This window comes from Endozoicomonas euniceicola, assembly GCF_025562755.1.
GTDB lineage: Bacteria > Pseudomonadota > Gammaproteobacteria > Pseudomonadales > Endozoicomonadaceae > Endozoicomonas_A > Endozoicomonas_A euniceicola.
Map to the genome: position 1 here is coordinate 6,469,514 of NZ_CP103300.1, position 24,351 is coordinate 6,493,864.

General features: G+C 44.4%; 22 protein-coding genes and 1 pseudogene. 9 read left to right on the forward strand and 14 right to left on the reverse strand.

Translation table 11 applies throughout. The features are described from left to right. Positions 1-53: 53 nt before the first annotated feature. Complete coding sequence (locus tag NX720_RS26595) at positions 54-1,010, reverse strand: IS1595 family transposase (protein WP_262598619.1); 957 nt, start codon at positions 1,008-1,010, stop codon at positions 54-56. Between the two features lie 51 nt (positions 1,011-1,061). Continuing rightward, positions 1,062-1,550, reverse strand: a complete 489-nt coding sequence (locus tag NX720_RS26600; protein ID WP_262598620.1) for a site-specific integrase — start codon at positions 1,548-1,550, stop codon at positions 1,062-1,064. A gap of 65 nt (positions 1,551-1,615) precedes the next feature. Between NX720_RS26600 and NX720_RS26605 the strand changes: the two genes are divergently transcribed. Beyond that, a complete protein-coding gene (locus tag NX720_RS26605) occupies positions 1,616-1,753 on the forward strand; it encodes a hypothetical protein (RefSeq protein WP_262598621.1) in 138 nt (45 codons plus the stop codon). A 285-nt stretch (positions 1,754-2,038) separates the two neighbouring features. On the opposite strand, the gene NX720_RS26610 is transcribed toward NX720_RS26605, so the two are convergent. Together NX720_RS26610 and NX720_RS26615 are read right to left on the reverse strand one after the other, a co-directional pair. After that, positions 2,039-2,344, reverse strand: a complete 306-nt coding sequence (locus NX720_RS26610; protein ID WP_318654076.1) for an ISAzo13-like element transposase-related protein — start codon at positions 2,342-2,344, stop codon at positions 2,039-2,041. Between the two features lie 35 nt (positions 2,345-2,379). Then, positions 2,380-2,631 (reverse strand): hypothetical protein, encoded by a 252-nt coding sequence (locus NX720_RS26615; RefSeq protein WP_262598623.1) that lies wholly within the window; start codon positions 2,629-2,631, stop codon positions 2,380-2,382. Between the two features lie 56 nt (positions 2,632-2,687). Here NX720_RS26615 and NX720_RS26620 point away from each other — a divergent pair, with 56 nt between their 5' ends. Then, entirely contained in the window at positions 2,688-3,470 is a 783-nt protein-coding gene (locus NX720_RS26620; RefSeq protein WP_262598624.1) for an endonuclease, read from the forward strand. Between the two features lie 249 nt (positions 3,471-3,719). Beyond that, a complete protein-coding gene (locus NX720_RS26625; RefSeq protein WP_262598625.1) occupies positions 3,720-5,423 on the forward strand; it encodes a tetratricopeptide repeat protein in 1,704 nt (567 codons plus the stop codon). A gap of 210 nt (positions 5,424-5,633) precedes the next feature. Here NX720_RS26625 and tnpC read toward each other — a convergent pair whose 3' ends face one another. From tnpC to tnpA, 3 genes are all read right to left on the reverse strand, one after another. Next, positions 5,634-7,178 carry an IS66 family transposase gene (gene tnpC, locus NX720_RS26630; RefSeq protein WP_404831122.1) on the reverse strand — a complete coding sequence of 515 codons (1,545 nt, stop codon included), beginning with the start codon at positions 7,176-7,178 and terminating at the stop codon, positions 5,634-5,636. Between the two features lie 64 nt (positions 7,179-7,242). Next, the gene (tnpB, locus tag NX720_RS26635; protein WP_262598627.1) at positions 7,243-7,602 is read right to left on the reverse strand and encodes an IS66 family insertion sequence element accessory protein TnpB; all 360 of its coding nucleotides are present in this window, start codon (positions 7,600-7,602) and stop codon (positions 7,243-7,245) included. Then, the gene (gene tnpA, locus NX720_RS26640) at positions 7,602-7,922 is read right to left on the reverse strand and encodes an IS66 family insertion sequence element accessory protein TnpA (RefSeq protein WP_262598628.1); all 321 of its coding nucleotides are present in this window, start codon (positions 7,920-7,922) and stop codon (positions 7,602-7,604) included. The genes tnpB and tnpA overlap by 1 nt, the downstream gene beginning before the upstream one ends. Positions 7,923-8,269: 347 nt before the next feature. On the opposite strand from tnpA, the gene NX720_RS26645 reads away from it, so the two are divergent. Continuing rightward, positions 8,270-9,175: an endonuclease gene (locus NX720_RS26645; protein ID WP_262598629.1), complete on the forward strand. Its 906-nt coding sequence runs from the start codon at positions 8,270-8,272 to the stop codon at positions 9,173-9,175. Between the two features lie 298 nt (positions 9,176-9,473). Here NX720_RS26645 and NX720_RS26650 read toward each other — a convergent pair whose 3' ends face one another. The 3 genes from NX720_RS26650 to NX720_RS26660 are packed head-to-tail and all read right to left on the reverse strand — an operon-like array spanning position 9,474 to position 12,221. After that, on the reverse strand, positions 9,474-10,442 hold the full coding sequence (locus tag NX720_RS26650) for an IS1595 family transposase (protein ID WP_262598630.1): 969 nt from the start codon (positions 10,440-10,442) through the stop codon (positions 9,474-9,476). A 44-nt stretch (positions 10,443-10,486) separates the two neighbouring features. After that, positions 10,487-10,867, reverse strand: a complete 381-nt coding sequence (locus NX720_RS26655) for a hypothetical protein (RefSeq protein ID WP_262598631.1) — start codon at positions 10,865-10,867, stop codon at positions 10,487-10,489. Between the two features lies 1 nt (position 10,868). After that, positions 10,869-12,221, reverse strand: coding sequence for a rhodanese-like domain-containing protein (locus tag NX720_RS26660; protein ID WP_262598632.1), 1,353 nt, complete (start codon positions 12,219-12,221; stop codon positions 10,869-10,871). Positions 12,222-12,817: 596 nt separating this feature from the next. Here NX720_RS26660 and NX720_RS26665 point away from each other — a divergent pair. The 5 genes and pseudogenes from NX720_RS26665 to NX720_RS26685 all read left to right on the forward strand — a co-directional run bounded on the left by NX720_RS26665 (position 12,818) and on the right by NX720_RS26685 (position 17,596). Further along, a complete protein-coding gene (locus NX720_RS26665) occupies positions 12,818-14,302 on the forward strand; it encodes a caspase family protein (protein WP_262598633.1) in 1,485 nt (494 codons plus the stop codon). A gap of 535 nt (positions 14,303-14,837) precedes the next feature. After that, positions 14,838-15,314, forward strand: a complete 477-nt coding sequence (locus NX720_RS26670) for a DUF4234 domain-containing protein (protein WP_262598634.1) — start codon at positions 14,838-14,840, stop codon at positions 15,312-15,314. 199 nt (positions 15,315-15,513) lie between these two features. Next, positions 15,514-15,807 (forward strand): annotated as a pseudogene (locus tag NX720_RS26675) (ATP-binding protein); the annotation flags it as partial. Positions 15,808-16,181: 374 nt separating this feature from the next. Beyond that, on the forward strand, positions 16,182-16,961 hold the full coding sequence (locus tag NX720_RS26680) for a hypothetical protein (RefSeq protein WP_262598635.1): 780 nt from the start codon (positions 16,182-16,184) through the stop codon (positions 16,959-16,961). A gap of 320 nt (positions 16,962-17,281) precedes the next feature. Then, positions 17,282-17,596 (forward strand): hypothetical protein, encoded by a 315-nt coding sequence (locus NX720_RS26685; RefSeq protein ID WP_262598636.1) that lies wholly within the window; start codon positions 17,282-17,284, stop codon positions 17,594-17,596. 327 nt (positions 17,597-17,923) lie between these two features. Here the strand turns inward: NX720_RS26685 and NX720_RS26690 are convergent, their stop codons facing one another. The 4 genes from NX720_RS26690 to NX720_RS26705 all read right to left on the reverse strand — a co-directional run bounded on the left by NX720_RS26690 (position 17,924) and on the right by NX720_RS26705 (position 24,345). After that, a complete protein-coding gene (locus NX720_RS26690; RefSeq protein ID WP_262598637.1) occupies positions 17,924-18,628 on the reverse strand; it encodes a DUF7281 domain-containing protein in 705 nt (234 codons plus the stop codon). A 158-nt stretch (positions 18,629-18,786) separates the two neighbouring features. Then, entirely contained in the window at positions 18,787-20,004 is a 1,218-nt protein-coding gene (locus NX720_RS26695) for a hypothetical protein (protein WP_262598638.1), read from the reverse strand. Continuing rightward, positions 20,001-20,627 carry a condensin complex protein MksE gene (locus tag NX720_RS26700; protein WP_262598639.1) on the reverse strand — a complete coding sequence of 209 codons (627 nt, stop codon included), beginning with the start codon at positions 20,625-20,627 and terminating at the stop codon, positions 20,001-20,003. The genes NX720_RS26695 and NX720_RS26700 overlap by 4 nt, the downstream gene beginning before the upstream one ends. Positions 20,628-20,637: 10 nt before the next feature. Continuing rightward, complete coding sequence (locus tag NX720_RS26705; protein ID WP_262598640.1) at positions 20,638-24,345, reverse strand: ATP-binding protein; 3,708 nt, start codon at positions 24,343-24,345, stop codon at positions 20,638-20,640. Between the last annotated feature and the right edge of the window lie 6 nt (positions 24,346-24,351).

The window sequence follows — 24,351 nt, forward strand, 5'->3', positions numbered from 1 at the left end:
TTGCAGAGTGTCACATGCCCAATGATCAACAACGCTTCCAGGCTATATTCCGTTTAAAGGTTGAAACGCATTAAACTCACCACTTTATTGATCATGCGGACAATATTCAGAGGCTCACTTTCAGTCAAAGCCCTACGCCAGCCCAAATAATGACCCATGTATTTTGTTGCTATACCGTGGAATATGCCAAATATCCACTTCTTCAAATTACTGTGGTAAGCATTTACATGCTGCAAGTGAAAAACGCCGTCTATTACCCTTTGTCCAGAAGATGTCACCAGTTCCTTGAAAACGAAGCCCAGCTTTCTTGCCAATTTTTCATGTGCAAGGCTGGCATCAGCGCAGACAATAGCCTCAATATTTATACGACCATTAACATGACGGCAAAGCTCATCTGCACTTTCATTTTCCAGAACGCCATCAACAGTGTGGTTTGATCGATCTCTGGCCACCATGACTGGAATTTTCCTGGGCTTTGTCTTTTTGTCATTGCCTCTTTTCCGAGCAGCTCTTGGCAGGTTTTTCTTTTGCCCTTTAAAAGATTCACGGAATATAGTTTCATCCAATTCCAATATGCCATTAAGTTCTTCAGCCTGATCACTCTCAATAGCTTGTAAAAAACGATGCCGCCATAGGAATGCGGTTTTCAGATTTACCCTACATTGCTTGGCGGACGGGCGAAGCGTTAGGGAGTGAGTCATTCCTTCAAGATATTGATGCCATTTTTCAGGATTCCGTAACCGAGCAAGCGATGTCTTTGAAAAAGAGTTCAGGGTTTTTCGGCAATCCTTACAGCGATAACGCTGCCTCTTGTTTCGAATTCCCCATCGGTGTAAGTCTTCAGAGCCACAGTGAGGACATTTGGGGGCTTTTCCGAAGCTCTCTTCAATACATCGCTCAATATTATAAGGTGAATCTTTCTCTGACAGGGCGTTAGTCAGAATTTCCTGCTGTTGTACTGTCAATAGCGGTAAGGCATTAAGAATGCTTTGAAATTGCTGGGGTTGCATAACAAACCTCCCAGAACACGACAAGTTGTATGAGTTTAGATCATCAACCTTTTAATGGAACATAGCCACGCTTCCATCTTTTTTTGTCCGAGTTTTACGCTTCAGATAATACGGCCTCTTATTTTCTGAAAGTATCAATTTGGAGCATTTTCTCAAGCCGAGGTATTTATTACTCCCTCTGATATCCAGCATAAGTTTGTTGCTGACTCGATAATTTAGATAGCGATCCAACGCCTTGGTTAATTTCGGATGGTAGAAGTACACACGACCAGCACGACCACTTTTGCTGTATTTTGCAGGAATAATTACCTCAGCCTTTATATCACCACAAACTGAAATAACGTCCTGTACTTCGATCTGCGCTACCTCCGTAATCCGGAATCCAGCTGCAAATAGCATCCAGACAATCAACTGGTTCCGTTCAGGATTGCGGGTTTCTCCAGCAACATAAAGAAGCCTTTTCAGCTCTTTTGGTGAAAGTGCAGGTGCTTTCTTCGTACCAGTTTCTTTAAATCGCCTGATCGTTCTGCTTTTTGGCATGGTTATATTTATCGGTCATTTTCCCCTAAGTTACTCTCGAATCAGGCTGTAAGCAAGAAACCTGCATGAATACTGAACTTAGGGGAATCACCCTTGAAGAACTTGAGGCAAGAGCTACCAGCATGAGCGATAATGAAGCAGCAGAGCAGCTACAGGCTGCCAGAGAGTCACTGTTTCAATCGATTTTTGAACGAAAGGCCTGAAAGTGCTGGCTTGACACCTCTTTCAGGCTCATTTTTGGATTAGAAAATACTGCGCCTCACCTGTAGTTTCAAGCTACGGCTCTAAACTCGAGATTTTAATAGACAAAATGTATTTTTGCCCATATAAGCCAGTCTCAACAGCCATACCTGTTAAGACTGGTTGTTTCATTTATTACTCATCTGATGATCGAATAAATGCTAATGGTTTTATATCAGGCAAAGTAAAAGGAAGACCTAACGTTTGAATATTTTGTTCTAAATACCTGGTTGCCAACTCAAGCTGCTTCAAAGCGCTCTTACTACCATAGTCCGGGCATTTGGACTCACTGGCTTGCCCGCATCAAGATATTCTTTTCGCAAGTGGGCAATTTTTTCAAATTGAGTATTGCGATCAACATTCTCCCCCATGGTTCGCTTTTTCTGTGGTTTACGACGGCGGTAACCACTTTCATACAGAAGACGGGAAACGATGTATTTACTGGCGGGTGTGCCAAGCTCCTTGAGTTTTCTGGAAATCTTGCGACGGGAAAGATTTGTCCATTTCACCCCCAGTCGCATTGGGTCTCCAGCTGTATGGTTATGCAAAATCAAGTGAAGGTTATCAGCGACCTTCGGGGTTTTCTCAATCAGAGGTTTTCGTCCGCCCCCTTTTTTCTCTGTCGGACAGAAACGGAGTTCAGTTGTTCTTCTGATTCCAGCTCAGAAATGCCACGGCTGATGGTTTTTGGGTCACAGTTCAACAACTTTGATATGAATGCAGTACCAGCATGCCCAAGCTTAACAGCCTCAACAGCAGCGTAGCGCCGGCGATCACGCTCGTTGAGGGTGTTATAGAAACGAATCATCTGAATGGCGACTGCTGGAGAATAATGGCTCAAGGGAATTTCCTGCACTTCATACTGCTGAGGCTATTATCTCTGATCTGAAACTCCAAGTGAAATCAGGAAGTTATTTCGGGACTGTTCCTAAGGGGTTGTCACTGGCGGATGTGGCGACGAAATCTAAAGCGATACCGGTGGTGACCAGTTCCATTACAGGTTCTGGAAAAGGCAATACCACCAACCAATCGTTTAGCAGTGCCAAACGCATGCTGGAAAGGGAAGTGTATTTTGATCATCGGGAAACGCTATATTGCGGGGCTGGCTTTGATGAACGGAAAAATGTGATTCCGCCGGCGGGTTTTGTCACGGACCGTTACCAGAAACGAGCCAGACGGATTGAGTGGGAGCATGTGGTTCCGGCGGAGAACTTTGGTCGTGCTTTTGTTGAGTGGCGGGATGGACACGCTGAGTGTGTGGATAGCAAAGGGAAAAGTTTCCGGGGGCGTCGCTGTGCTGAGAAGATGAATGTAGAGTATCGGTATATGCAATCGGATATGCATAACCTGTTCCCAGCCATCGGTGCGGTAAATGCTTTGCGCAGTAATTATAATTTTGTGATGATGCCCAGCTCGACACCTTCATCTTTTGGCAGTTGCACCATGAAAATCGAAGGCTCCAAAGCCGAACCACCCGAAGCGGCTCGAGGACGTATAGCCAGAAGTTATCTCTATATGGACCTCACCTATCCCCGCTACCAGATGAGCCGACAACAACGCCAGCTGATGGAGTCCTGGGATCGACAGTATCCTGTCTCAAACTGGGAGTGCAAACGAGCCGAACGGATAACACAACTCCAGCAAAACCCGAACCCGGTACTGGCTGAACGCTGTAAGTAATCACTGGATTCTTAGATCACCGAATGGGGTCTCTTTAGGCTCATTTCATATTAGAGAAGACTTGGATTTGAACCATGCCCGGATCTAGGCTATTTTGGTTTGGACTTAGCGCTGATTTATTCTACGGAGTAATCTGGGCAGCGGATCGTTCACATCCTTTGATGTAGTGACAACAAAAAACCAGACCTCAATACTTTTTCTTATGCCATTTGCTATTACGCTTATGCTGTGGTTTGCGAGGTTTATATTATGTTGACTCACTTTTCTCATAAAGCACTATGCTCATATCTTCGCTTCGATATTCTCAAGGACTGCGCAGGCTCTTCTGGTGTTACACATACAGATATACGTAACGCTGTTGCGCATGCCTTTGGTTTTAAAAACGATAAAACAATTAAAAAACATCTGAAGTCAACACCAATATTAGTAAAACCGGAAGTATGTCAGCATTTTGCAACAATAATGCATGACGACTTCAACATCGATTATAATCGCACACCTTTCACTTTTTGCTGGCCTGATAATATTGTTTTTTGTACCGAGGAAATTGGTCTTTTTTGGCGTCATTGCTTCAATAACTTAGATGTTAGGATTGGAAGTGATGCTTATATGATGATGACCCCTATTATGCAGTATAAAAAGGGTCGCTGGGTTGTTGCGCCAGATTCTCCTATAACTGTGGCTCAAATCAATAGTGTCATTGGAAATGGTATTGCTATTTTAGATAATTCGCATACGGATATTGTTCGTAAACGCAATGAGAGTGCAGATAATGGTGATGTTGAAGCACTTTATAGTATTGCACAGTGTTATTTAAAAGATCGAGATAATGCCTCTGCATTTAAGGTACTGGAGAAACTTTTATCGTTAAACGATCAACATGAAGGTGCACTTACTGATTTAGCCATGATCTACCTTGAAGGAGCTAAAGATTGCGTTGAGATTGATCTTGAAAAATCGGAGCGATTGTATCTTCAAGCAGCTGAACTTGGCAGTGCTCAAGCTGCTCATGTGCTGGGTTTCAGTTATGATTTAAATGGCCAATTTAGAAGGGATTTTGATCAGGCATTCGTATTTCATAAGCTAGCGGTTGAACGTGGTAATCACGCTTCAATAAATTGCTTAGTTGCTATGATTTTATATGATCGCGGCGTACCTAAAGATCTAGAGCCAGACTACTTAAAAAATCTATTTTCTTTGGGCTTAGAATTACAGGATCCAGATACAATTCAGCGTATCGCTGACTACTATGAGCGTAATGATAAGTTTGATTATGATTTTCTGCTGAACTTACGGGAGCTTTGCGTTGAACTTGAGCCAGTAACTAAGCGAACTAATTTTGAGTTAGCTCGATACTATCAGGCTGGCTTTGGTTGCAAAAAAAACATTCCCCTAGCCATTAAGCACTATGAGATTGAAGTTGAGAAATTCAAATGTGCAGATTCGATGTTTAATCTGGCGATCATATATAGGGATGAGCTTAAGGACACTGATTCCTATAGGGACTGCCTTAACAAAGCCTACGATGCGATTGATAATAATACAATGTATGCCATAAGCATCATCTACTTATTGGGGCTGCACGCTCGCTTAGATAGAAACTTTGATTTGGCTGTAAGCCGTTTTTTGCAAGCAATTAATTTCAATAGTATTGCTATCGAATATCATCATCCTGATTTTCAGGATGTAACTGCCAATATTCGCAACATGGCCAAGCTTCATTTGGGGCTGATTGGGTACTATCACTTAAACCAAACCGAAAGTGCTGACCTAATTTGTAATGCCGCTGTAGCTGGTTGTACTCCCGCAAAGTTTGAGTGGGCAATGATACTAATTGAGGACCATGGCAACTTAGTGCTCGGAGAGATGTGGTTGCGACAGGCTAAAGATGAAGGCTATGAAGAAGCGACTAGACAATATGATTCTCTATTCACTTCACTGCTTAATAACTGAGGATCGCGCATATGAAATGTATTTATAGCTTTTGTCATGTCGTGGATCGAAGGCCGAGATAACCTGCAGCAATTGCGGTGGATCAGGATATGATCCTGAAGAAAACAATGTGTGGACTCAATGTCACACTTGTTACGGTGTGGTACTGAGGAATTGGATGAATGCCCAAAATGTGTGAGCGCTCAGCCAACAACACCTACCCCTGAAGCCTCAATGCGAGTATCTTAACGACTGCGGCTCAATATTCATTGGCAGCAACCCTGTTACATCGCTGCCTTTGGGCATGGACGGTAAAATCGCCAGAACATGGCGCAGCCACGCATAAGGCTCATGCCCATTCTGTTTAGCGGTCTCCACCAGACTGTATAGTATGGCGCTGCTTCTTGCTCCCGCTGCGGTATCCGAGAACAGCCAGCCTTTGCGTCCCATTACGAAGGGTTTGATCGCTCGCTCCGAGGCATTGTTGTCGATATCGACCAGCCCGCTGTCCAGATAGCGTTCCAGATAGACCCACTGGTTTTGCATGTACCGGATAGCCTCACCCAGCTTGCTTTTCGGGGTGATTTTCGGAGCCTGCTTTTCCAGCCAGGCTTTCATCTTGTCCATCACCGGACGGGCGTCGTTTTGCCTCGACAGGCACTTCTCTGTGGGGGGCTTGTCTCTGACCCGTTGCTCAATGGCGTAGAGCTTTCTGATCAGGGTCAGTATTTGTCCGGGCTTTGATGTCGCCAGTTGTTTGTTTTCAGGCAGTGAGTCGTAGGCTTCTTTGAATTTGCGACGGGCATGCGCCATGCAGCCAACCAGTGTGATGCCGGGCTGGAGTTTGGCCAGCTTTTTATAAGCACTGTAACCATCGCATTGCAGATAGCCCCGGTAGTCTTGCAGGAATGTCAGCGGATGTTCTGATCCCCGTCCCTTCTGGTATTCATAAATGATGACAGGCTGGCTATGGGAGGCATTACGATAGAGCCACATATAAGAGGTGGCTGTGGCTTCACGGTCTTCCTCTTTCAGAACCTGAACGGTTGTTTCGTCCGCCATGATCGCTGGTTGTTTCAATAGCTGCTCTTTAAGTGCTTCATAAAGCGGTTCAAGGAGCTGGGCTGTACGCAACATCCAGTTAGCCAGTGTCGCACGACTGATTTCAACGTCCATTCGCTTGAGAATCGATACCTGGCGGTACAATGGCAGGGCATCGCCGTATTTGCTGACGGTTATCCAGGCCAGCAAGCCCGGTGTGGCAATACTCTTGGGAATCGGGGACGCAGGCACCGGAGCCGTTTTAACTCCGGTTTCGCAACCACGGCAGCCGTATTTCAGGCGCACATGCTCAATAACGGTGGCCCTGGCTGGAACGATGTCCAGCTTTTCACTGATGTCTTCACCAATGACGTGCAGTTCGCCTCCACAGCAATCGCACTGCTTCTCTTCTTCGGGGATATCATGAACTTCCCGCTGTCTTGGCAAGTCTTTGGACAGGGGGCGGCGAACCGGTTTTTTCCGCTGGTAGGTAATTTGTTCAGTGTCCGGGGTTTCTTCCTGTGCCTCAGCGTCAGCCTCAAGCGCTTCTTCCACTTCATTAAACATCGCCTGCTGCCCTTCAAAGCGTTCGCTGGAAGGGCCGTATTGCTTGTGGCGAAGCAGGCGGAACTGCTCCTCGAACCAGTTGACCTTTTTTTGCAGGTCGTGTTTCTGTCGTTCGAGGCGGGCAATTTGTTTTTGCAGGCTTTTCAGCTCATGGGCATCAGGTGTCATCATGTCCGCAAGGGTAGCGCAACTGACCGCTTTTTGTACCGACGCACGTCATTGAATGTCTGATTCAGGCAACACTGTGGAATGATAAGAGTTTATGGGCTTGCTTTTGTTCAAGGTTCAGACCATCCAGCAACCAGTTCAGCTGTTGCCGGGTCAACGACAGGTGACCAGAGTGGAGATCGGCTGGCCACTGGAAGCGACTTTTTTCCAAACGCTTATAGTAGAGCCAGAACCCGGTGCCGTCCCAGCGGAGAATCTTGATTTTATCTCGCTGCCGGTTGCAAAAGACAAACAGGCTGCTGGATAGAGGATCGAGTTCCAAACACTCGCTGACAATCATGGCAAGGCCGTCAATGGACTTGCGCATGTCTGTCGCTCCGGTAACCAAATAGACAGGGCAGTTTAGTTCACTGGACGACAGCATTATACCAATACCTCAAGCAGACGCTTCAGGCAGTCAGTGTCGAAGCCCGACTCCAGTTCCACTTTTATTCCCTGCGGCATTGACAGGGTGATGCCTGACGTATTTGGCACATCGCTGACTTCAGAAGTTTCTACGACCACGGGAACAACAGATTGTACGGGCCTGGTTTCGACGGTCGTCTTGCAGTGACGACGCTTGTGGTAATTGAATGTTTTAGCCGACAGATTGTGACGGCGTGCGTACTCAGTCTGACTTAAGTCGCTGGCTTGCCAGGCTTCTATATGATTAAGCCAGTACTGGTGCTTTTGTTCTCGGGTCATGGAAACCTCCTGGGTAAAGGAGGCATCAGTATTCAGGCAAATGACGGGGTTTTGAAGGTGAAGTTTGCTGAGCGCTCACCAAAATGTAACGGAGATGGCTTCATTGAATGTGATCGGCGATTTTCAAGAGCCATGAAATGTGAGGAGCTCAACCTCGGCTGACACTCCATTTTAAGCAGCCATTCTTTCTCGCAGGATCTCATATGGCGGATCCCCCTATGATCCGCCTCAGTCGGAAACATTGCAAGAAAACCTCTTGCCTGGAATATTGAATACAGTCACAATTCAAAAAAATCACTGATACTGGATTCTGAAATATGCCAAGGGCGATCCTTGTAGCAACGATATTGGCAACATTTCATCTGAGTGACCTTCAAGCAGACACGGTCAAACTCTCCACCACCGGAATCTGTCACCCTCCCCAATCCTCCTACTACGCCCGCACTAAAAACTTCACGCCTTTTGAGACGGTGGAGGACTGTCTGGAAAGTGGTGGGCGGCTGCCTAAAGGGTTGTCACTGGCGGATGTCACGGTAAAAAACCAGTCTGCGCCTGTCAAGGCCAGATCCAGCCAGGGTCAAGGTGGAAATACAACCAACCAATCCTTCAACAGTGCCAAGCGAATGCTGGAACGGGATGTGTATTTTGATCATCGGGAAACGCTGTATTGCGGGGCTGCCTTTGATGCAGGAAAAAATGTGACTCCACCTGTCGGGTTTAAATCGGATCGCTACCAGAGTCGTGCCAGGCGGATTGAATGGGAACATGTGGTTCCAGCGGAAAATTTTGGTCGTGCTTTTTCAGAGTGGCGGGATGGACACCCTGAGTGTGTCGATAGCAAAGGGAAACATTTTCGGGGGCGGCGCTGTGCCGAGAAGATGAACATTGAGTACCGGTACATGCAGTCAGACATGTATAACCTGTTTCCGGTCATCGGTGCGGTTAATGCTTTGCGCAGTAATTACAATTTTGTGATGATGCCCGGCTCTACCCCTTCCGCTTTTGGCAGTTGCGCCATGAAAATTGAGGGTTCCAAGGCCGAGCCGCCGGAAGCCTCTCGCGGACGTATTGCCCGAAGCTATTTGTATATGGATCTCACTTATCCGCGATATCAGATGAGCAGGCAGCAACGTCAGCTGATGGAAGCCTGGGACAGGCAATTCCCTGTTTCAGCATGGGAATGTAAAAGAACCGAAAGGATAAACCGGTTGCAGGGTAATTTAAACCCAATACTCGCTGGACGCTGTCATTAACGTTGCACTGATTAGTTAACTGATCTCTGGCATAGCCGGCGGCTATCATATGACGTCCTCAAAGGGCTTTGCGCCACACAAAGACATCGTTCCAATTCGCTGAGAACAGGCCGAGACAACTTTTTATAATCGGTATATTGAAGAGCTATACCGTAGCCTCGGCCAGAACTCTGCGAGTCACCCCGGCATAGCCGTGGGGGTACCTGTATTAATCAGCTGACCTCTGGTTGCCCCGATAAACATCTGAGGACAAACAGAAGACCAAACGCCACCATGATAGCTCCAAGGGTAAACAGGGCTATGTTCCGTTTACAGGTTGAAAGCGAAATACGCTCATAATTTTATTGGTCAGCCGATCAAGAGATAGAGGTTTACTCTCAGTCAATGCCCTACGCCAGCCCAGATAACGAGACATATTTTTTGTCGCAATACCGTGAAATACGCCAAATATCCACTTCTTCAAATTACTGTGATAAGCATTAACATGTTGTACGTGAAAAACGCCGTCAATAACCCGTTGACCAGCTGATACCACTAATTCTTTAAAAATGAATCCAAGTTTTCTTGCAAGCTTCTCGTGTGCAAGGCTTGCATCCGCACAAACGACAGTTTCAATATTTATGCGCCCGTTTAAATGTTTGCACAACTCATCTCCACTTTCGTTGTCCAGTACACCGTCAACAGTTGAACCGGTTCTATCTCTCGCAATCATGACCGGAATTTTTCTGCATTCAGTTTTCTTATCATTACCTCGCTTTCTGGCAGGCCTTGGTAAGTTTTTCCTCTGCCCTTTGAATGATTCGCGGAATAACGTTTCGTCTATTTCGGCGATACCACTGAGTTCATCGGCTTGATCATTTTCAATGGCTTGCAAAAAACGGTGTCTCCAGCGAAATGAAGTATCCAAGTTTATGTTGCATTCCTTGGCAGCCGGGCGAAGTGTCAGTGAGTGCGTCATTCCCTGAAGGTACTGCGGCCACTTTTCAGGGTGACGTAAACGAGCCAGAGATGTTTTAGAAAATGCGTTAAAGGTTTTATGGCAATCTTTGCATTGATAACGTTGCCTATTGTTTCGAAATCCCCATTTATAAGGCTCTTCAGCATCACAATGAGGGCATTTTGGTGCCTTGGAAAAGTTAGCCTCAATCGACGCTGCTATGTCTATAGGTGAATCTTTTTCTGACAAGGCAGAAAGCAGGGTATTGCGTTGCTGGTTAGTTAATAGCGGTATTGAATTAAGAATTTGTTCAAACTGCTGGGATTGCATAACAAAGCCCCCTGAGATTAGGAGTTGATGAGAGTTTAGACTAATCAACCCCTATACGGAACATAGCCGGTAAACAGCATGTATGTATAGCTGTAAAACTCCTGCAGTCTTGGGAGACAGAGCGCCGCCATAAACAAGGCTGAAGAGCACATAAGATGGATCTGCTGCTTTAAAGGCGTATCCCGTAACATGCTCCATAGCGCTGCTATAACGAAAAGAACCACGGCAAAACCAATTTGATAAAGCTGCATATCAGAAGAAAAAGTTCCGGCAAGATGTTCTGCCTTGTGATAATAAAGATGCCTCATCACGCCCGCTTTAAACTGTGCCAGATACTCCAGCACAACGCAGGTTAGCAAAGCCAGAGTGCCGGTCACCCAGATCATCAGATCCAGATGCCAGCTGTTTAAACGTTGCAAACTCATCTTAACTTTCAGGTCCGGTTTCAGTAGGTAGACCGGCATTACTCCAGCCAATCCAGCCATCACTGAACACAGAGATATTATTCAAACCAGCAATGCCTGCGTAGTAGTAAATCTCCGCTGCTCGCCAGCCACTGCCGCACATAAACGCCAGATGTTTATTGGTATCAATGCTCTGCTCTTCCCATAGAGACAGAAACTCTTTCGGGTTACGCATGGTCAGGTCAGGGTTACGGTAATGCTCTAGCCCATAGGAGCCACTGGTGCCGGCATAACCGAAAATAGAACCGGGAATGCGACCTTTTTTGTTATGGTAGGAATATCCAGAGATTTTACCTTCACGCTCATCCATGGTGCGGTTATCAACCAGTAGAAAGTTGTCTTTTTTACTGAGATTCTCTTTGACAAAATCCAAAGTTGCGAACACATCAGGACGACCTGGAACATCTGCTCCAAAGTCATTTACCGGAGCAGGTTTGTGACTTTCTTTTTCCAGTTTATAGCCCGCCATAGTCCAGGCCGTATTTACGCCGTTAAGAATACGAACGTCTTTTACACCAATATATTTCAGGACTGTCGCCATACGATAAGCCGCCAGACTCTCTTCACTGCTGACAATCACTGTGTCGTCTTTAGTGAAGCCATAATCAAGTGCAAACTGCTGCAGAGCGGCATCGTCAGCCAGCATCCACATAATTGGTTTGGACTTGGTTGGCGGCTCAATAATATCAGTGTTGATATGGAAAGCAGTTGGGATGTGCCCTTTGCTATAGGAAGTCTTTTCAGATCCCCAGCTGGCTTCAATGATTTTGATGGTGCCTGCGTTTTCAAAGGTTTCCGGCTTTTTGCCGTCCAGAATGTCTTTTACAACCACAGCTGGAACGATGTCGTAATATCTTGGGAACTGAACCAGAGGGTGCTGCTTATCGTTGACCCACTCGTTAATGTCAAAGCGGTAGAGTTGCCTGAAACCTTTATCGTGCAGATAGTTTGCAACGGCTACAGAATCTTTGCCGTTAGCATCGTATAAAATGATGTTTTTATCTTTGGACAAACCCTTTCGTGTTAAAGCCTCTGCAAGTTCATCCTGAACCGTATCGGATTCAACACGCAGCCAGTTTGCTGAAAAATCTTCAGCTCCGGGAATATGACCGCCCCGTTTAACACCATCTAACTTCCAACCATTGAAAGCATCATTGAGTCGTGTATCCACCACAACCCAGTCTTTCCTTTCAAGGTGAGAAACAACATCAGCTGCACTGAGCTCCTTAACAAAAACTGTTTGATCAGCTGCTTGAGAGGTAGCGGTAAACACCAGAAATAGGGCCGCAGAAAAACTGAAGACAGAACGCAACATAAAAGAATCCACCCAGCTTTAAACAAAAGCTGTTTAATCAAAAATTGAGGGGTTTGACTTGGCTGACAACTACTTACATGATAATAGCTGTAAGAAAGGCAGACGAGGACACTGTATTGCTGTTTCTAATAGAGAAAAATAACGGGAATGCATAGGTAGCTCCGGAGTATGTGAGTTCAATAGTCACACTTGCTATTTATGCTAATTTTTATCAGAAAGAATTACTTTGCTTTAGATCAAGTATTGCAATAAATAGCTGTCAGCTTTTTCATTAATCTCATAAAAGAAACAGCCTGACATGTAAGTGACCATACTTATACACGTTTTCTGACTACTCTCTTTTTTGGGCTTGCCGCTGTTGTTTTCTCCGGGAATTAGGGGTTCTGCATAGGGCTTTAGTGACTGCCATAAGAGAAAATGGGGAGAATACCAGCAAAGTACGCTCATCCGGTATATGAAATCAACGCACCTGATTCATGACCACTTTCATGTGACAAATGCGATTTTACTGACTTGCTACTTATTTTGTAAAGTACAGTTCTCATCCAAAATGTACGTGAAAGATTAACACGATCTTTTACTCTGTTATTATTTTTATGACCATTTATAAAACTCTTATTTACGCCATTACCCTTACACTACTCAGTTTTTCAGCCATAGCTACTCAGGCACAACAACCTTATGCTCTACTGATAGGTGTCAGCAACTACCGGTTTGACCCATTAGCTAATCCTGCTAAGGATGCCACCGCTATTGAAAAAAAACTTAAAGCCTATAACTGGGAGACATCACTAATCACAAACCCAACTGCCAGGAAGATCAAAAACGAATTGGCCAAAATAAATCGGTTACGCAGACAAAACAAACACCGCCCAGTCTTAATTTATTACTCAGGCCATGGTGCTGAGTTTAACGGTGAAAACCTATTGTTTGGCAAGGACTTTATTGGAGATTTCAAGCGGGGTAGCGGGGTTGTCACTCTAAGTGACATTATGACGACCGTCACCACAGGCAACGGCATCAATTTTCTTATGCTAGATGCTTGTAGAAGCAACCCTTTCGCCAACTATACGGCAGGTGTACGGCTTGGTTTGGGGAAAGTCGATGCTCCACAGAACACGTTTATCTCCTACGCAACAGCACCAGGCAAGTATGCCTACGATGGAGATAGCAATGATGGTAGCCCTTATCGGAAAGCTTTTCTGAACAGACTGACAGAAACCCAAGACATCAGTAGCATGTTTATAAAAATAAGAGCCGATGTTATTGCAACCACAAATGGATCGCAAGTACCATGGGAGTCAACCTCTTTGCTTGAAACATTTTCTTTTAAACCAACAACCAGCCTTGAAGAAGAGCTCGAAATATCAGAGTCATTTATCCCCATTATACCCGCAGCTACTCCCATTGATTATGAACGCCAGCAAAAAATAGAGCTGGTTGATTTTTATCAAGAGAAGCTTCTTGCAACTATTGAGCAGGCGCCACTTTCGGCATTCCACCAGACTGAGTACGGAACACACTTAGATAACCACCTACTGAAAGAATACTACCGACAATCATTACAAGGTGATTTTAAACAACGAACGGAGGTAAACAAAGCTTGGATGCTGGCAAGAATTTTTATAGATGGTTATCTAAACCCTTCATGCAGAGCTAATTCATCCAAACTTACCAAGTTAGACTTCGATTGTAGGAACTCTGATGAATGGTTGACATTCACACCAGTTTACGTAGGGGCATTTGATTTAGCTACCTATGCCTTTGACAATGGTGAACGTTCTGATTTGCTTGGAGAGATGTATCAAAACGGATACTACGTAGATGTTGACTTGATCAAGGCTTATGACCTCTTTTATGCGGGTAAAAGTGTTGATCCTTATTACGAAGTGAATATTAATCAGATGGCTCAAGAGCTCATCAACGGAAAAGGGCATAACCTGAGAGTTGATGGAGACTTTGGCCCTTCAAGTTGCAATGCCATGATGTCACTAATTGGAGATAACCAAATTTGCGGACGAATTCCAACACGCGAGCAGTTTGAAGCCCTTGTAAAAGTTAGCTCCAACCAGCTTAACTGAAAGATGAAAACTGGTGCTCATAGGGGCGAATAGTCTTTCTACGGGCTGCATTACATGGTTTAACAGTAGGCCACTAGCTTATCTCATTCATGGATGCAGCCCTTCAATAGTAGTAGCTTTCACTTCAGCCTCCACCCCGCCCGACAAATCAATGGGCTGATTCCCCGGAATTGGAAAGAGCGTTTTGGGAAAAATCCGTTAAAAGCGCCTCTGGACAAGAAGGGGGAGCGGAGCCTCGGCGCTGTTTGAACGCTTTCTTAGAAGCTACATACCACTACATCAAGACGAAATGCACCTATAGATTCTAAGCGTGAAATAGTGATCTAATTATCATTGGTGTATTAATTTAACTTTCAGAGATATGACTGACCAATTTGATATAAAAAGGCAACAGCGTGTTACTTTTAATGAAGAGCAAGCTGGAAAAATCAATTATGCCTTGGATTCCATGAAAAACTTACTGGTAAAGACGTTTCAGTGAACAAGTTTGTTATATCCTCATAATTATTAAACATGCTTTTAACAGGAAGATATTATGAACGAACCCATTGCAGAAAACTCGCCATACCGCACCCCTTACTCAGATCTAAATATAGAAACGAGTAGTAATAAAATCTTATATTTTAAGCGATTTTCCGCTTGGGGAGTGTTTGGGTTATCCTTAATTACTTTTGGAATTTATCCTTTATATTGGCTTTACAGTCGCACAAAAGTTCTTAATTCAATTGTCGACAATCGCATATCAGATATTCTCTTAAATACACTTATTGTTTTATTTATTATGTCATTCGTCATAGGTGTGTCATTTGAAGAAATACCTGAAAACACGATAATCGCTGCATTAGATCACATTAATTATCTTTCATATATGGTTATATACTTAACAGTATTATTCAAATTTAGAAATAGATTGAGAGATATGATAGGGACAAACATAGGATCGACATTAACTTTTTTTGGGTCGGCTATATATTTACAATACAAAATAAACAAAGAGATAGACAATCAGTAAAAATATAACGAATAAGGATAGATTGCGCGCAGCCGCAATCTTATCCAGTTGATGAACAAGTCCGGACTTGACAACTACTCGGTGCAATTTGTGGAAAATAGCTTTTTCTTCTAAAGCCCAAAGTGTTCACGATTAAGCAGAATAAGTGTTCACGTTTTTTCGGAATAGGCGTTCACGATAAACCGGAGTGGGTGTTCACCTGAGGCCAGAATATGCAGCTGACCTTCTTCTTTTAGACGACTGTAGTCTATCACCTCTGATAGAAAGCCAGCGGCGTGACCTGTTGGAAATAGTAGAAGACCGGCACAATGTAAAAAGCACCATGGTCACCAGTCAGATGCCGGTGGATCACTGGCATGAATTGATCGGCGATCCAACTCTGGCAGATGCCATTCTGGACAGGTTGATTCATAACGCTCACCGGGTGACACTGAAGGGTGACTCCCTGCGCAAGAAACAGTCAAAACTGGCAAAGTCAGAACTTACGTCCTAAGCTGCTATCCGATGCGTCGCTGCGCTCCGAAGAGGGGTGGCCGGATGTTACCGGAATGGGTGGCCGAATGCGCTGGAATACCCAGTCACTGAATGCTCACTGACCATCCCCTGTCTTTAGAAGATAAATCAGAAGAGGCGACAACTATGCTGACACAGGGGGAAAGTAAATCAGCAAAGGATTAAACTGGCCTGCAACAATACTACGCCCCCATCCTTCTGAGCTCTATTTTATGGCTTTTTTGTGTGAGTTATCACCAGTTTGCTCAGAAAATACCCTACCCTCTCTGTGGCTTGATTCTCTTTCTATGTTCAGAAGCGTAAAGCCGCTAAACTGAACCAGTTAAAGGCAAAATAACAATAATACGAGCTGCCATGGATAAACTGATTAAGTTCTGTGACGCTACATCAAGGGGTGATCCAACACTGTCCAGGGGGTATATTAAGCGCCTGATCCGCTCTGACCAGTCTGTCCTCAATGATTATGGTTGCCGGAAAATCTTCGAATACCTGCACTCTATCAACAGAAAAAACTACATGCGGAAAATACCTAAATTATTGGAAAGGGTAGAAAATAACCATTTAATGCAGCTCAAAGACGCCTCTGTTTCTTTTCATAGTCAGAGCATCCAGCTCTATTTTAATGAATATATATACCATACATCTGATGCCACCTTTGAAATTGAAGTACGTATTGCTCAACATGACGCCTTCTCAAAAAAATACAGTAATGGTTTTGATATATACACTGGTTCCGCATTATCGTCTGGGGTCGATGAAGATGTTGACTCAGGGGTATATTTTTCACGCCACTCCTTCGAGCGCTTTATGGAGCGGTCGCAAGTAGGCAGTATACGTCAGCTCTTCAAGGATACTTCCAGCATTAAAGCCTTTTATGAAACAGCATTCATTGCTATGAATGACGAAGAGTATATCGGCAGTGACAACCTGATCAGCCACTCCACTGACATGGGAGTCTGGCTGGGTGAGTATATGCCTGATCGTCGAAAAGCTTTAATGAAAACCTTTATTTCGCACGATATGACCTATGAAGAACAAAGCAATTATGAGTATTACAAGATGTCAAAGTTTAACCAAAAGTTGATAAATTTTTTTGAGGACACCGAAGTCAGAGGTAACGTCAACGATAAATGATTGCTCACGATCAGCAAAAATTGATTCTTGTGTTAGGCCAAGCGCAAATTTGGCAACCTTTACTGACACTATGTCAAATAAAACACAAAAAAGATCGACCGGTGCTTTGGCAAAAGCCTTGCCAATCCCAGCTAAATAACTATTTCAAAAAATAGAAAACTCTGGATCGATATCACGACATGATGAGTGGAGAACGGTTTCGCATCTGAGAGTCGGTAGAGTATGGGATTAGTGACTGTGTGGTCGTTGCGTGTGCCGGTTTGGTGAATCTGATGCCATTCGGGCAATGGGACACCGTTTTTTATGACTGGAAGGGTATTATGAGAATACCGTTATTGATGGGTATGAGCAGCGTTTTAATCAGTTACGGATTTTCTGAAGCGCAGGAAAATAAGCCATTAAGCCCGGAGATGAAAGAGTTGGTCTGGCAGGCAACCAGTGAACCATGCGGGAAAGTGCTGAAAGACCAAAAGGTTGATTTTGTTATCGTAACCGCCAGGCTACTTCAGGATCGAGAGGAAATGCTCCGGATCAGTAAGGACCAGAAGCGGCTAGACAATTACCTGAATCAGCAGGCAGAGATTTGCAAGATGTTTCCTGAGCGGACATTTTATGACTTGGGAAGCTATCAGTAAACACTGAAGTGGTTATAAGTATTGCTGAAAATATGTCATCTCAAACCGGTGGAAAGAAGCCATTTAAAGTCGGTGGTAACATCTACGCTTCGTCACTATTGTTACCGCCAGCAACGCAAGACTCGCTATACGGTGGAGCTGGTTCTTCTTCCGTAGCGGGACTTTCACCCGCAAGATACACGCTGCTTATCCCAGCGCACTGGAAAAACCCTCGAAAATGACGAGTGAAGAAAATCGCAGTGCGTCAAAGTTAGGTCTCGACCTTGGCTGAGGTGTTTTTATTGTTTATACATTGCTATCGAAATAAATGGTCCCCCCCCTGAATATTTAAGTCGATAGTAGGGTCAGAGGAACTTGATGTGCCATGAGTGACTGCTGTGTTACTGCAATACTGTGCTTACGAATGAGCTGCAAATGAGAGGATATGTTAACAGGCAAATCGTCAGCCTGGCGTTCAAGCTGCTGCAAAATATTCTCCTGTTTGGCAAAAGCACTGAGTTTACTTAGTTTGGACAATTTTTCGCCACCTATCTGTTTCAAATCAGGTAGTACCAATGTTGTGTTCTTCCCCATACTTTTTAGTCCTATCCTCAGACCGGCACTGTCGTAATCCCCATAGTGAACTCGATTTGCTGTTGTTTGTTCTAACAATTTCTTAACAGCACGAGGATGTGCTTTATTATCGCCGCGAAATACAAGTAACGTTTTATCCATAGGAAGCATGGGCAAGTGTTCTGCTCGCATATCAACGAAAGTATCGAAGTTCTCTATTGTTACCAGATAAGTAAAAGGTATAGAAATGATTTCTGACACCTTAAGACCAAGATAGCCACTATCGGAATGGGTATATTTGCCTATAAAACCATTAAAGCTGCGCAGCTCAACATGATCAGAGCGCGGTTCCGAAGATATTCCTTTCTCTTCGTTGGTAAATTCGGCTACTTGAGTACGAGACCGACTAATGGCCTGCTCATAGCTGACATGCCTTGGGTCCGCCCCCGTTTGTCGTACCACCCAATTTACCAATTCCATTCTGTCGGTAGATGATAACTGCAACCATTTAGTGCAGGGGGAAACCCGTCCTATCCCGTACTCATTATGTATGTTTTGCCAATTATTCGTAAGCCTGACTTGCTCCTTGGCTGCTGATAGTACACTACAGATAGACTTGTACAGTGCTCTGGTAATCATTAGGCAACTTCCTTCTTAGGAGCAATGGTCAGGTCACTTATCAAGACATTGCCGCCAAACTCATTGTCTCCGCATACCACAGGTTGCATGTTGAAGCCTGATTTTCCCTCAAGATCATTGTAAATCCACTGCAACCATACAGGATAGGGTACATCTGGCTCACCTTCACTGTCCCAGTATTGCTTGGCACTCCACTCATGCCGTATTGCACACTCTATGAATGCTCTCCGGTGGGGTAGCAGGAAGCATGGTTCTATGAGTTCTTCTTCATCATCGTTATCTTCGGGTTCATAGCTTCCAATCGCTTCTTTTTTAGCTTCTTCCTCTGACAGTTCTATGCGCTCCGGAAGGGATTTTACCAAACTGATAAGATCTTCTTGCAGCTGAGAATTATTGACATCGATTCCGGGAATGTCCGGTTCAGACTGCTGAACGTTGAATGGTGAGTCAAGCAGCTTTGATGAACTAAGCTCTTTGTTTAATAGATTCTCTCCTTGGCTGAGGTAACGTCTTATCGCCCATAGACAACGTGTCTGGTCATCCTGTTTACGGAATGCCCAAAGCATTTTTTCTAACTGAGGAATGATGGCCACTATTTCTGCACGATACTGCTGGATATCCGGTAAAAAACGCAGAACGAAAATGTGTAGCAGTACGCTGTTACCATTAGTCAGACTATTGAGTTGCTGTTCATTTATAAACAAGAGTCGGTCGGTCAATTGACTCATTCTTTCAATCAAGTAGCGATTCTCTTCAATTTTCTGGTTGATAGTTGCCACATGCCCGAATTTTGTTTGCAAAAAGTGCTGAATTGAATCAATCTCCTGCCTCAGCGCGAAACGCATGCGAAGAACTGAGTTACGAATATTCTGAAGGTAGCGACGTATGCCTTGCTCATCCCCCCGACTTAGTGATGAGTGATAGCCCCCAACATCAAGGCGCAACTGCGCCAGCCAGTCATCAATGTCAGGCACAACGCGCCGCCGAGTCTCTTCTCTTGAAAGTGCAGAAGCAATATCCAGTAATAAAGGGGTTGGTGACAGACCAATACAATTGTGCCCTTCAACGAAGCCATGCTGCTCGAGGAACTGAAATGATTTTTTCAGTTCCTCGAAAATAGCACCATCACCATCATGAGATTCAAGAGCGACCAAAGCATCCGCGTTGTCAATAAGCGCCTTACCTAGCTGACGCCACTGTTCTTCTGAGCTGCTCAAACGTCTAATCCCTCTTGAACTGGCTGATCTTCTTCACCGTCCAAGGGAATGTCCTCATGTTCCGCAATAAAGGCCAGAACTTCGTAAAAGTGTTCAATACGACCCGTTACGGTGTAGATCTGAGCTTCTGCGTTACTGAGTGACAAGTACCCCATGTTATGGAGGCCCTCAAATACCTTCTTGAGCCTGTCCATCATATTTGGTGCAACCTTGTGGGTGTTGAAGCCTTTATGAGCACTGAGGCGATCAAGGTCTTTCTGATAAGCGGTTTCGTCACTGATTTTTTTTAATAAGTCCGGTAACTTAATGGTGTCGGTAGGCCGCAATGTTTCATTTCGTCCTTCAGCCCTGATTATCAAAGTGATGAAATCAATGATTGGCGCAACCGAGTCGCGTATTATGCGAAGCTGCTCCCGCATTGCTGTGCGATCAGCCTTTCGGTCACAATTGGCGTAGCTGCTATAGTAGAGGTCATCTTTTTGCACAAGCTTGCGACCATATGGTGCTAATGCTGAGTCGATTTGAGGGGCAAGCCCGTCCTCCAATGCCTGAAACTCATTAGGGTGGCTGATAGGGCAGATCATTTTTCCGTTACGGAATAGTTCTAAGATATTTCGAAGCACAAGACTTTCCTTAAGCCATTGAGTGGATGGCCATAACAGCATTAAGATCATCACTGGCGCTGGGTACATCAATTTCTGCAAAGCGCACTAACTTTCTTTTGTTTGAATCTTTTCGCCCCTTGGCCTGATAAAGGTGCTGAAAGTACTTGAGTACTGCAGGGTCAGGGTCTGGGAAAGCCGAAAAAATATGGATATTGTCCCCATTCAATTGTCTGACCATGGCTCTGGTATTATCGAGATCAAAGTCTTTTAATTCGTCAATTGGCCACACCAGTACATCCTCACGGCCCCCTCTTAGCAAGTTCACCAGAGCATTGTAAATCAAGATAATGATCAGATAGCTAACACCATTAGATGATATTCCCTCCATATCTTTATCACGACGTGCGATTTTCTCAACTCCCTGATCAATCACTCGCACTTCAATGCCGAAACTGTTCTGAACTTTTACAGACAAACCCGTTTTTTCCATCATGGTTTTAATACCGTCCAAGCGATGTAAATATTCCTCGTTCGGTAGGGAGTTGAGACTGGTAGCGACCCAGTCATTGTGGATCAGTGCAAAAGATTTGAGAGAGGCGTAGTAGTCTAGTTTATCTACATTACTGAACACCTTCACACTGAGCCTATCCAGGGCTTCGAAGTCACCACAAATGCTTTCAGTCTGCTCAGTTACCTGATTACCGAGTGTCCTCACCTGCTTGTGGATGCGTTCGAGTTTGGCAGAGAAATCGCTAAGGTTTTGCCCCAGCATCTTGGCGCTGTCGCGCAGCAGGTCGGCATTGCTTTTATGAGAGTCATTAAGATACTTAATGAGGTAGGGAGCTGCTACTGCCCAGCGCTCCTCTGATTCCCAGCGTTCATCAGTGTCACGATTTTCACTGCTTAATCGCTGAAAAAATTCAAACGGTCGAGAACGTTCGTTTCGAGTAAAAGCTCTGTGAATTGTTTTAAACAGGTTACAGCCAGTCTCACATAACTTGTTGGATTCTGTTTGCACATCCTGCCATCGCTGTATCAAATACGCGGCAGTATGAATTGTGGTTAGTTTGGGTGCTGAGTCCGGCAGAGCAGTATTTCTCATTCTGGTCTGGCTATTTGTAAGCATTGAGAGGTCGTGATTAACAATCTCAAGCTTTTCATCAACCTTTTCTTTATCTGAGTTGAGCTTATTAATAACACTCTGGAGCTTATCCACACTTTCATTTCGCTCTTTTTCCAGTTTCAGAATCTCCGCCTTCAGGTCAGCGACCAGTACCGATAACACTTCGTGTTCCGGCCAATGAGTTTCCATAAACTCAGTATATTGTTCAATGACATTGGTAGCATGTATGGCGTCTGCGTGATCTTCTCTAGCTTTCTTGGTTTCTTGCCGCGCTCGGTTTATCGCACGTTCGTCAACACCTTCTTTACGCATTTGATCTGCTTCTTCTTCATTGATTTCGGATAGGCGAATATCAAGGCTTTCATCAACACTAGCTATCTCCGAATCAACCATAGCTAATTGCTCATTACGCGTAGCAATAGCATTATTCTCTGCTTCATGGTGGGCAGCATCCAGGTTTTTATAGGCAGAGTCATATTCATCTTGCAGTTTTTTTAATCGGGTTTGCTGCAAACGTTTCTGCTCTTCCAAATCTGACTTCTGTTTCTCAATGTCTTTACGCTGCTTGATAATGCTGTGTTCAGCCTGAACGTTAAGCTCTGTAATGTCGTTATTAACATCATCAAACTGACGTTTACATAGCTTCAGGTGATGTTTCTCGCGAGCAACACTTTTTTCGGCTTCGATGTGTTCCTTCTTGCGTAAGGCTTCAAGCTCTTCATGCTTATCAAGCTTGGTAAGGAGTTTTGCCAGATGCTCATCCAAGTGCCGGATTTCAGCCTGCAATGCCTCATCATTGGCAAACTCGGGCATTTCAATGCCTGATATATCCAAATCCACTCCGTAGAATGCATGTTCATGCTCAATCAAACGAGGATGGAGGTCTCTTCGCAGTAAGAGTTCAGGCTGAATCACCCTGGAAATATTGTCTGCCCAGTTGGGTACATTGGCACGCAGGAAAGAAAGCAGAGAGCCATCTTTTGGTGTAAAACGTTCCCGTGCTAATTCAAGTGCATCCCTAGTCTGAGTAATGGCATTCTGGAGGGCCTGCTTCTCAGAAATGCATTGATCAAGTTGAACTTTGGCTTGTTTTAGTAATTCCTGTGCAAGTTCAATATCTTGCCTCGTGTCCTCCAGATTAGAGTTGATCTGTTCCTGTTCATTTTTCAGATCCTCACGTTGCTCTGTGATTTCCGGGGCTGGCCCTACATTTTCCAGTTTCCCCTGAAGCAAGCCAATATCACCGATAAATTTTTCAATCTGTCGCTGCACTCTTCTGTCTTCTTCGCTCTTTTTATCCGTAAGTATGCTGCGTTCATGCAAAAGATTTTCTTTCAGTTCTAACAAATATTTCTGGTAATCTAACTTGTAACTATCTCGCTGACCAGTGAGTTGTGACTTTTTTCCCTGCGCTTCTGACTCGGCGCTATTTCGAGCATTCCGGTAATGCTGTACGATGTCTTTTACACCATCTTGTAAATCAGTAAGATATTTTTCAGCTTGTTGAAGCAGTTCTTTCAATTCTCCCTTGCGGCTGGCTAAAGCCCGCTGTGCATGTATATCTTCTTTCTCAAAAGTGTTTTTTCTCAGTTCAAGCCCCTGAATTGTCTTCTGCTGCTCCGTCATTTTGGCTGTGACAAGCTGAATCTCAGTTTCGGTGCTATTCCGGATATATTTAATCTGCTTGTTATATTCAGCAATGTCTGAGTCATGTTGGCTTAATGTCTCTGTCAGTGACTCCTGTTCCTCCAACAGTTGTTTTTTCCGTTGCTCGCTGAGATTTTTGATTTCAGATAAACGAGAGCGCATCTGATCAAATTGCCCCTGTTTGTTCTCCAGGTCGATAATGTTGTCGCGTTGCCCATCTACAGATAGATAAGCATTACGATTTTCTATCCATTCATTTACTTTCTTGGAGGGTAAATCCAGACCAAACTCACCATTGTCGATGAAGCCCTGATTGATCAATACACTTTCGAGAATCGACTTGATTGCCTCCATACTTGGCTTACGTTGGAGAACAGCGTTGGCCAAAAGATGGATATTGCTCATATCTCGACCATTGGTAGGGTAAGAATACAAGCGGCGATATTGATTAATCAGATCATTTTTCTTTCGATTAGAACTCGTGTAGCGCAGGTTCGACTGAATAATTAAACGATAGTCATCATAACCAACACTGCGAGATACTTCGTAACCTGCCTGTGTCATATGGCTGCGCCAGTTACTAGTGATGACAAAGTTTGGCTTACCGAGTGATGTTTGCAGAAACCATTGTTCCTTGTATCGTCCATGGACAAAACGGTAAACAAGAGAGCTTGTCCCTGGCTTCCGAGTTATCACAACGGTAATAAATTTATCACTTCTCTTGTAAACGAAAGCGAGGTAGCTCGTGGCGTTGGGGAGGTAATAATCTGCAAAATTGCGACGATTGGCATCCTGTCTCTGAAGCGTAGAAGGAGGAACTGCATAAAACGTAGGAGCCATTTTTATCAGGGTGGTCTTTCCAGATGCATTAGCTCCATTTACGTTTGTGTTGCCATCAAGCCTGACCCCAATAATCTTGCCGGCGGCGTAGCCATCAACAGAATGCATTTCTAATAATTCAGACATACTTTA

Excerpts from the sequence above, each read along its gene's own strand:
- NX720_RS26595 (WP_262598619.1), bottom strand. The coding sequence starts at position 1,010 with ATGCAACCCCAGCAATTTCAAAGCATTCTTAATGCCTTACCGCTATTG.
- NX720_RS26600 (WP_262598620.1), bottom strand. The coding sequence starts at position 1,550 with ATGCCAAAAAGCAGAACGATCAGGCGATTTAAAGAAACTGGTACGAAG.
- NX720_RS26605 (WP_262598621.1), top strand. The coding sequence starts at position 1,616 with ATGAATACTGAACTTAGGGGAATCACCCTTGAAGAACTTGAGGCAAGA.
- NX720_RS26625 (WP_262598625.1), top strand. The coding sequence starts at position 3,720 with ATGTTGACTCACTTTTCTCATAAAGCACTATGCTCATATCTTCGCTTC.
- tnpC (WP_404831122.1), bottom strand. The coding sequence starts at position 7,178 with ATGACACCTGATGCCCATGAGCTGAAAAGCCTGCAAAAACAAATTGCC.
- tnpB (WP_262598627.1), bottom strand. The coding sequence starts at position 7,602 with ATGCTGTCGTCCAGTGAACTAAACTGCCCTGTCTATTTGGTTACCGGA.
- tnpA (WP_262598628.1), bottom strand. The coding sequence starts at position 7,922 with ATGACCCGAGAACAAAAGCACCAGTACTGGCTTAATCATATAGAAGCC.
- NX720_RS26650 (WP_262598630.1), bottom strand. The coding sequence starts at position 10,442 with ATGCAATCCCAGCAGTTTGAACAAATTCTTAATTCAATACCGCTATTA.
- NX720_RS26655 (WP_262598631.1), bottom strand. The coding sequence starts at position 10,867 with ATGAGTTTGCAACGTTTAAACAGCTGGCATCTGGATCTGATGATCTGG.
- NX720_RS26660 (WP_262598632.1), bottom strand. The coding sequence starts at position 12,221 with ATGTTGCGTTCTGTCTTCAGTTTTTCTGCGGCCCTATTTCTGGTGTTT.
- NX720_RS26665 (WP_262598633.1), top strand. The coding sequence starts at position 12,818 with ATGACCATTTATAAAACTCTTATTTACGCCATTACCCTTACACTACTC.
- NX720_RS26670 (WP_262598634.1), top strand. The coding sequence starts at position 14,838 with ATGAACGAACCCATTGCAGAAAACTCGCCATACCGCACCCCTTACTCA.
- NX720_RS26680 (WP_262598635.1), top strand. The coding sequence starts at position 16,182 with ATGGATAAACTGATTAAGTTCTGTGACGCTACATCAAGGGGTGATCCA.
- NX720_RS26685 (WP_262598636.1), top strand. The coding sequence starts at position 17,282 with ATGAGAATACCGTTATTGATGGGTATGAGCAGCGTTTTAATCAGTTAC.
- NX720_RS26690 (WP_262598637.1), bottom strand. The coding sequence starts at position 18,628 with ATGGAATTGGTAAATTGGGTGGTACGACAAACGGGGGCGGACCCAAGG.
- NX720_RS26705 (WP_262598640.1), bottom strand. The coding sequence starts at position 24,345 with ATGTCTGAATTATTAGAAATGCATTCTGTTGATGGCTACGCCGCCGGC.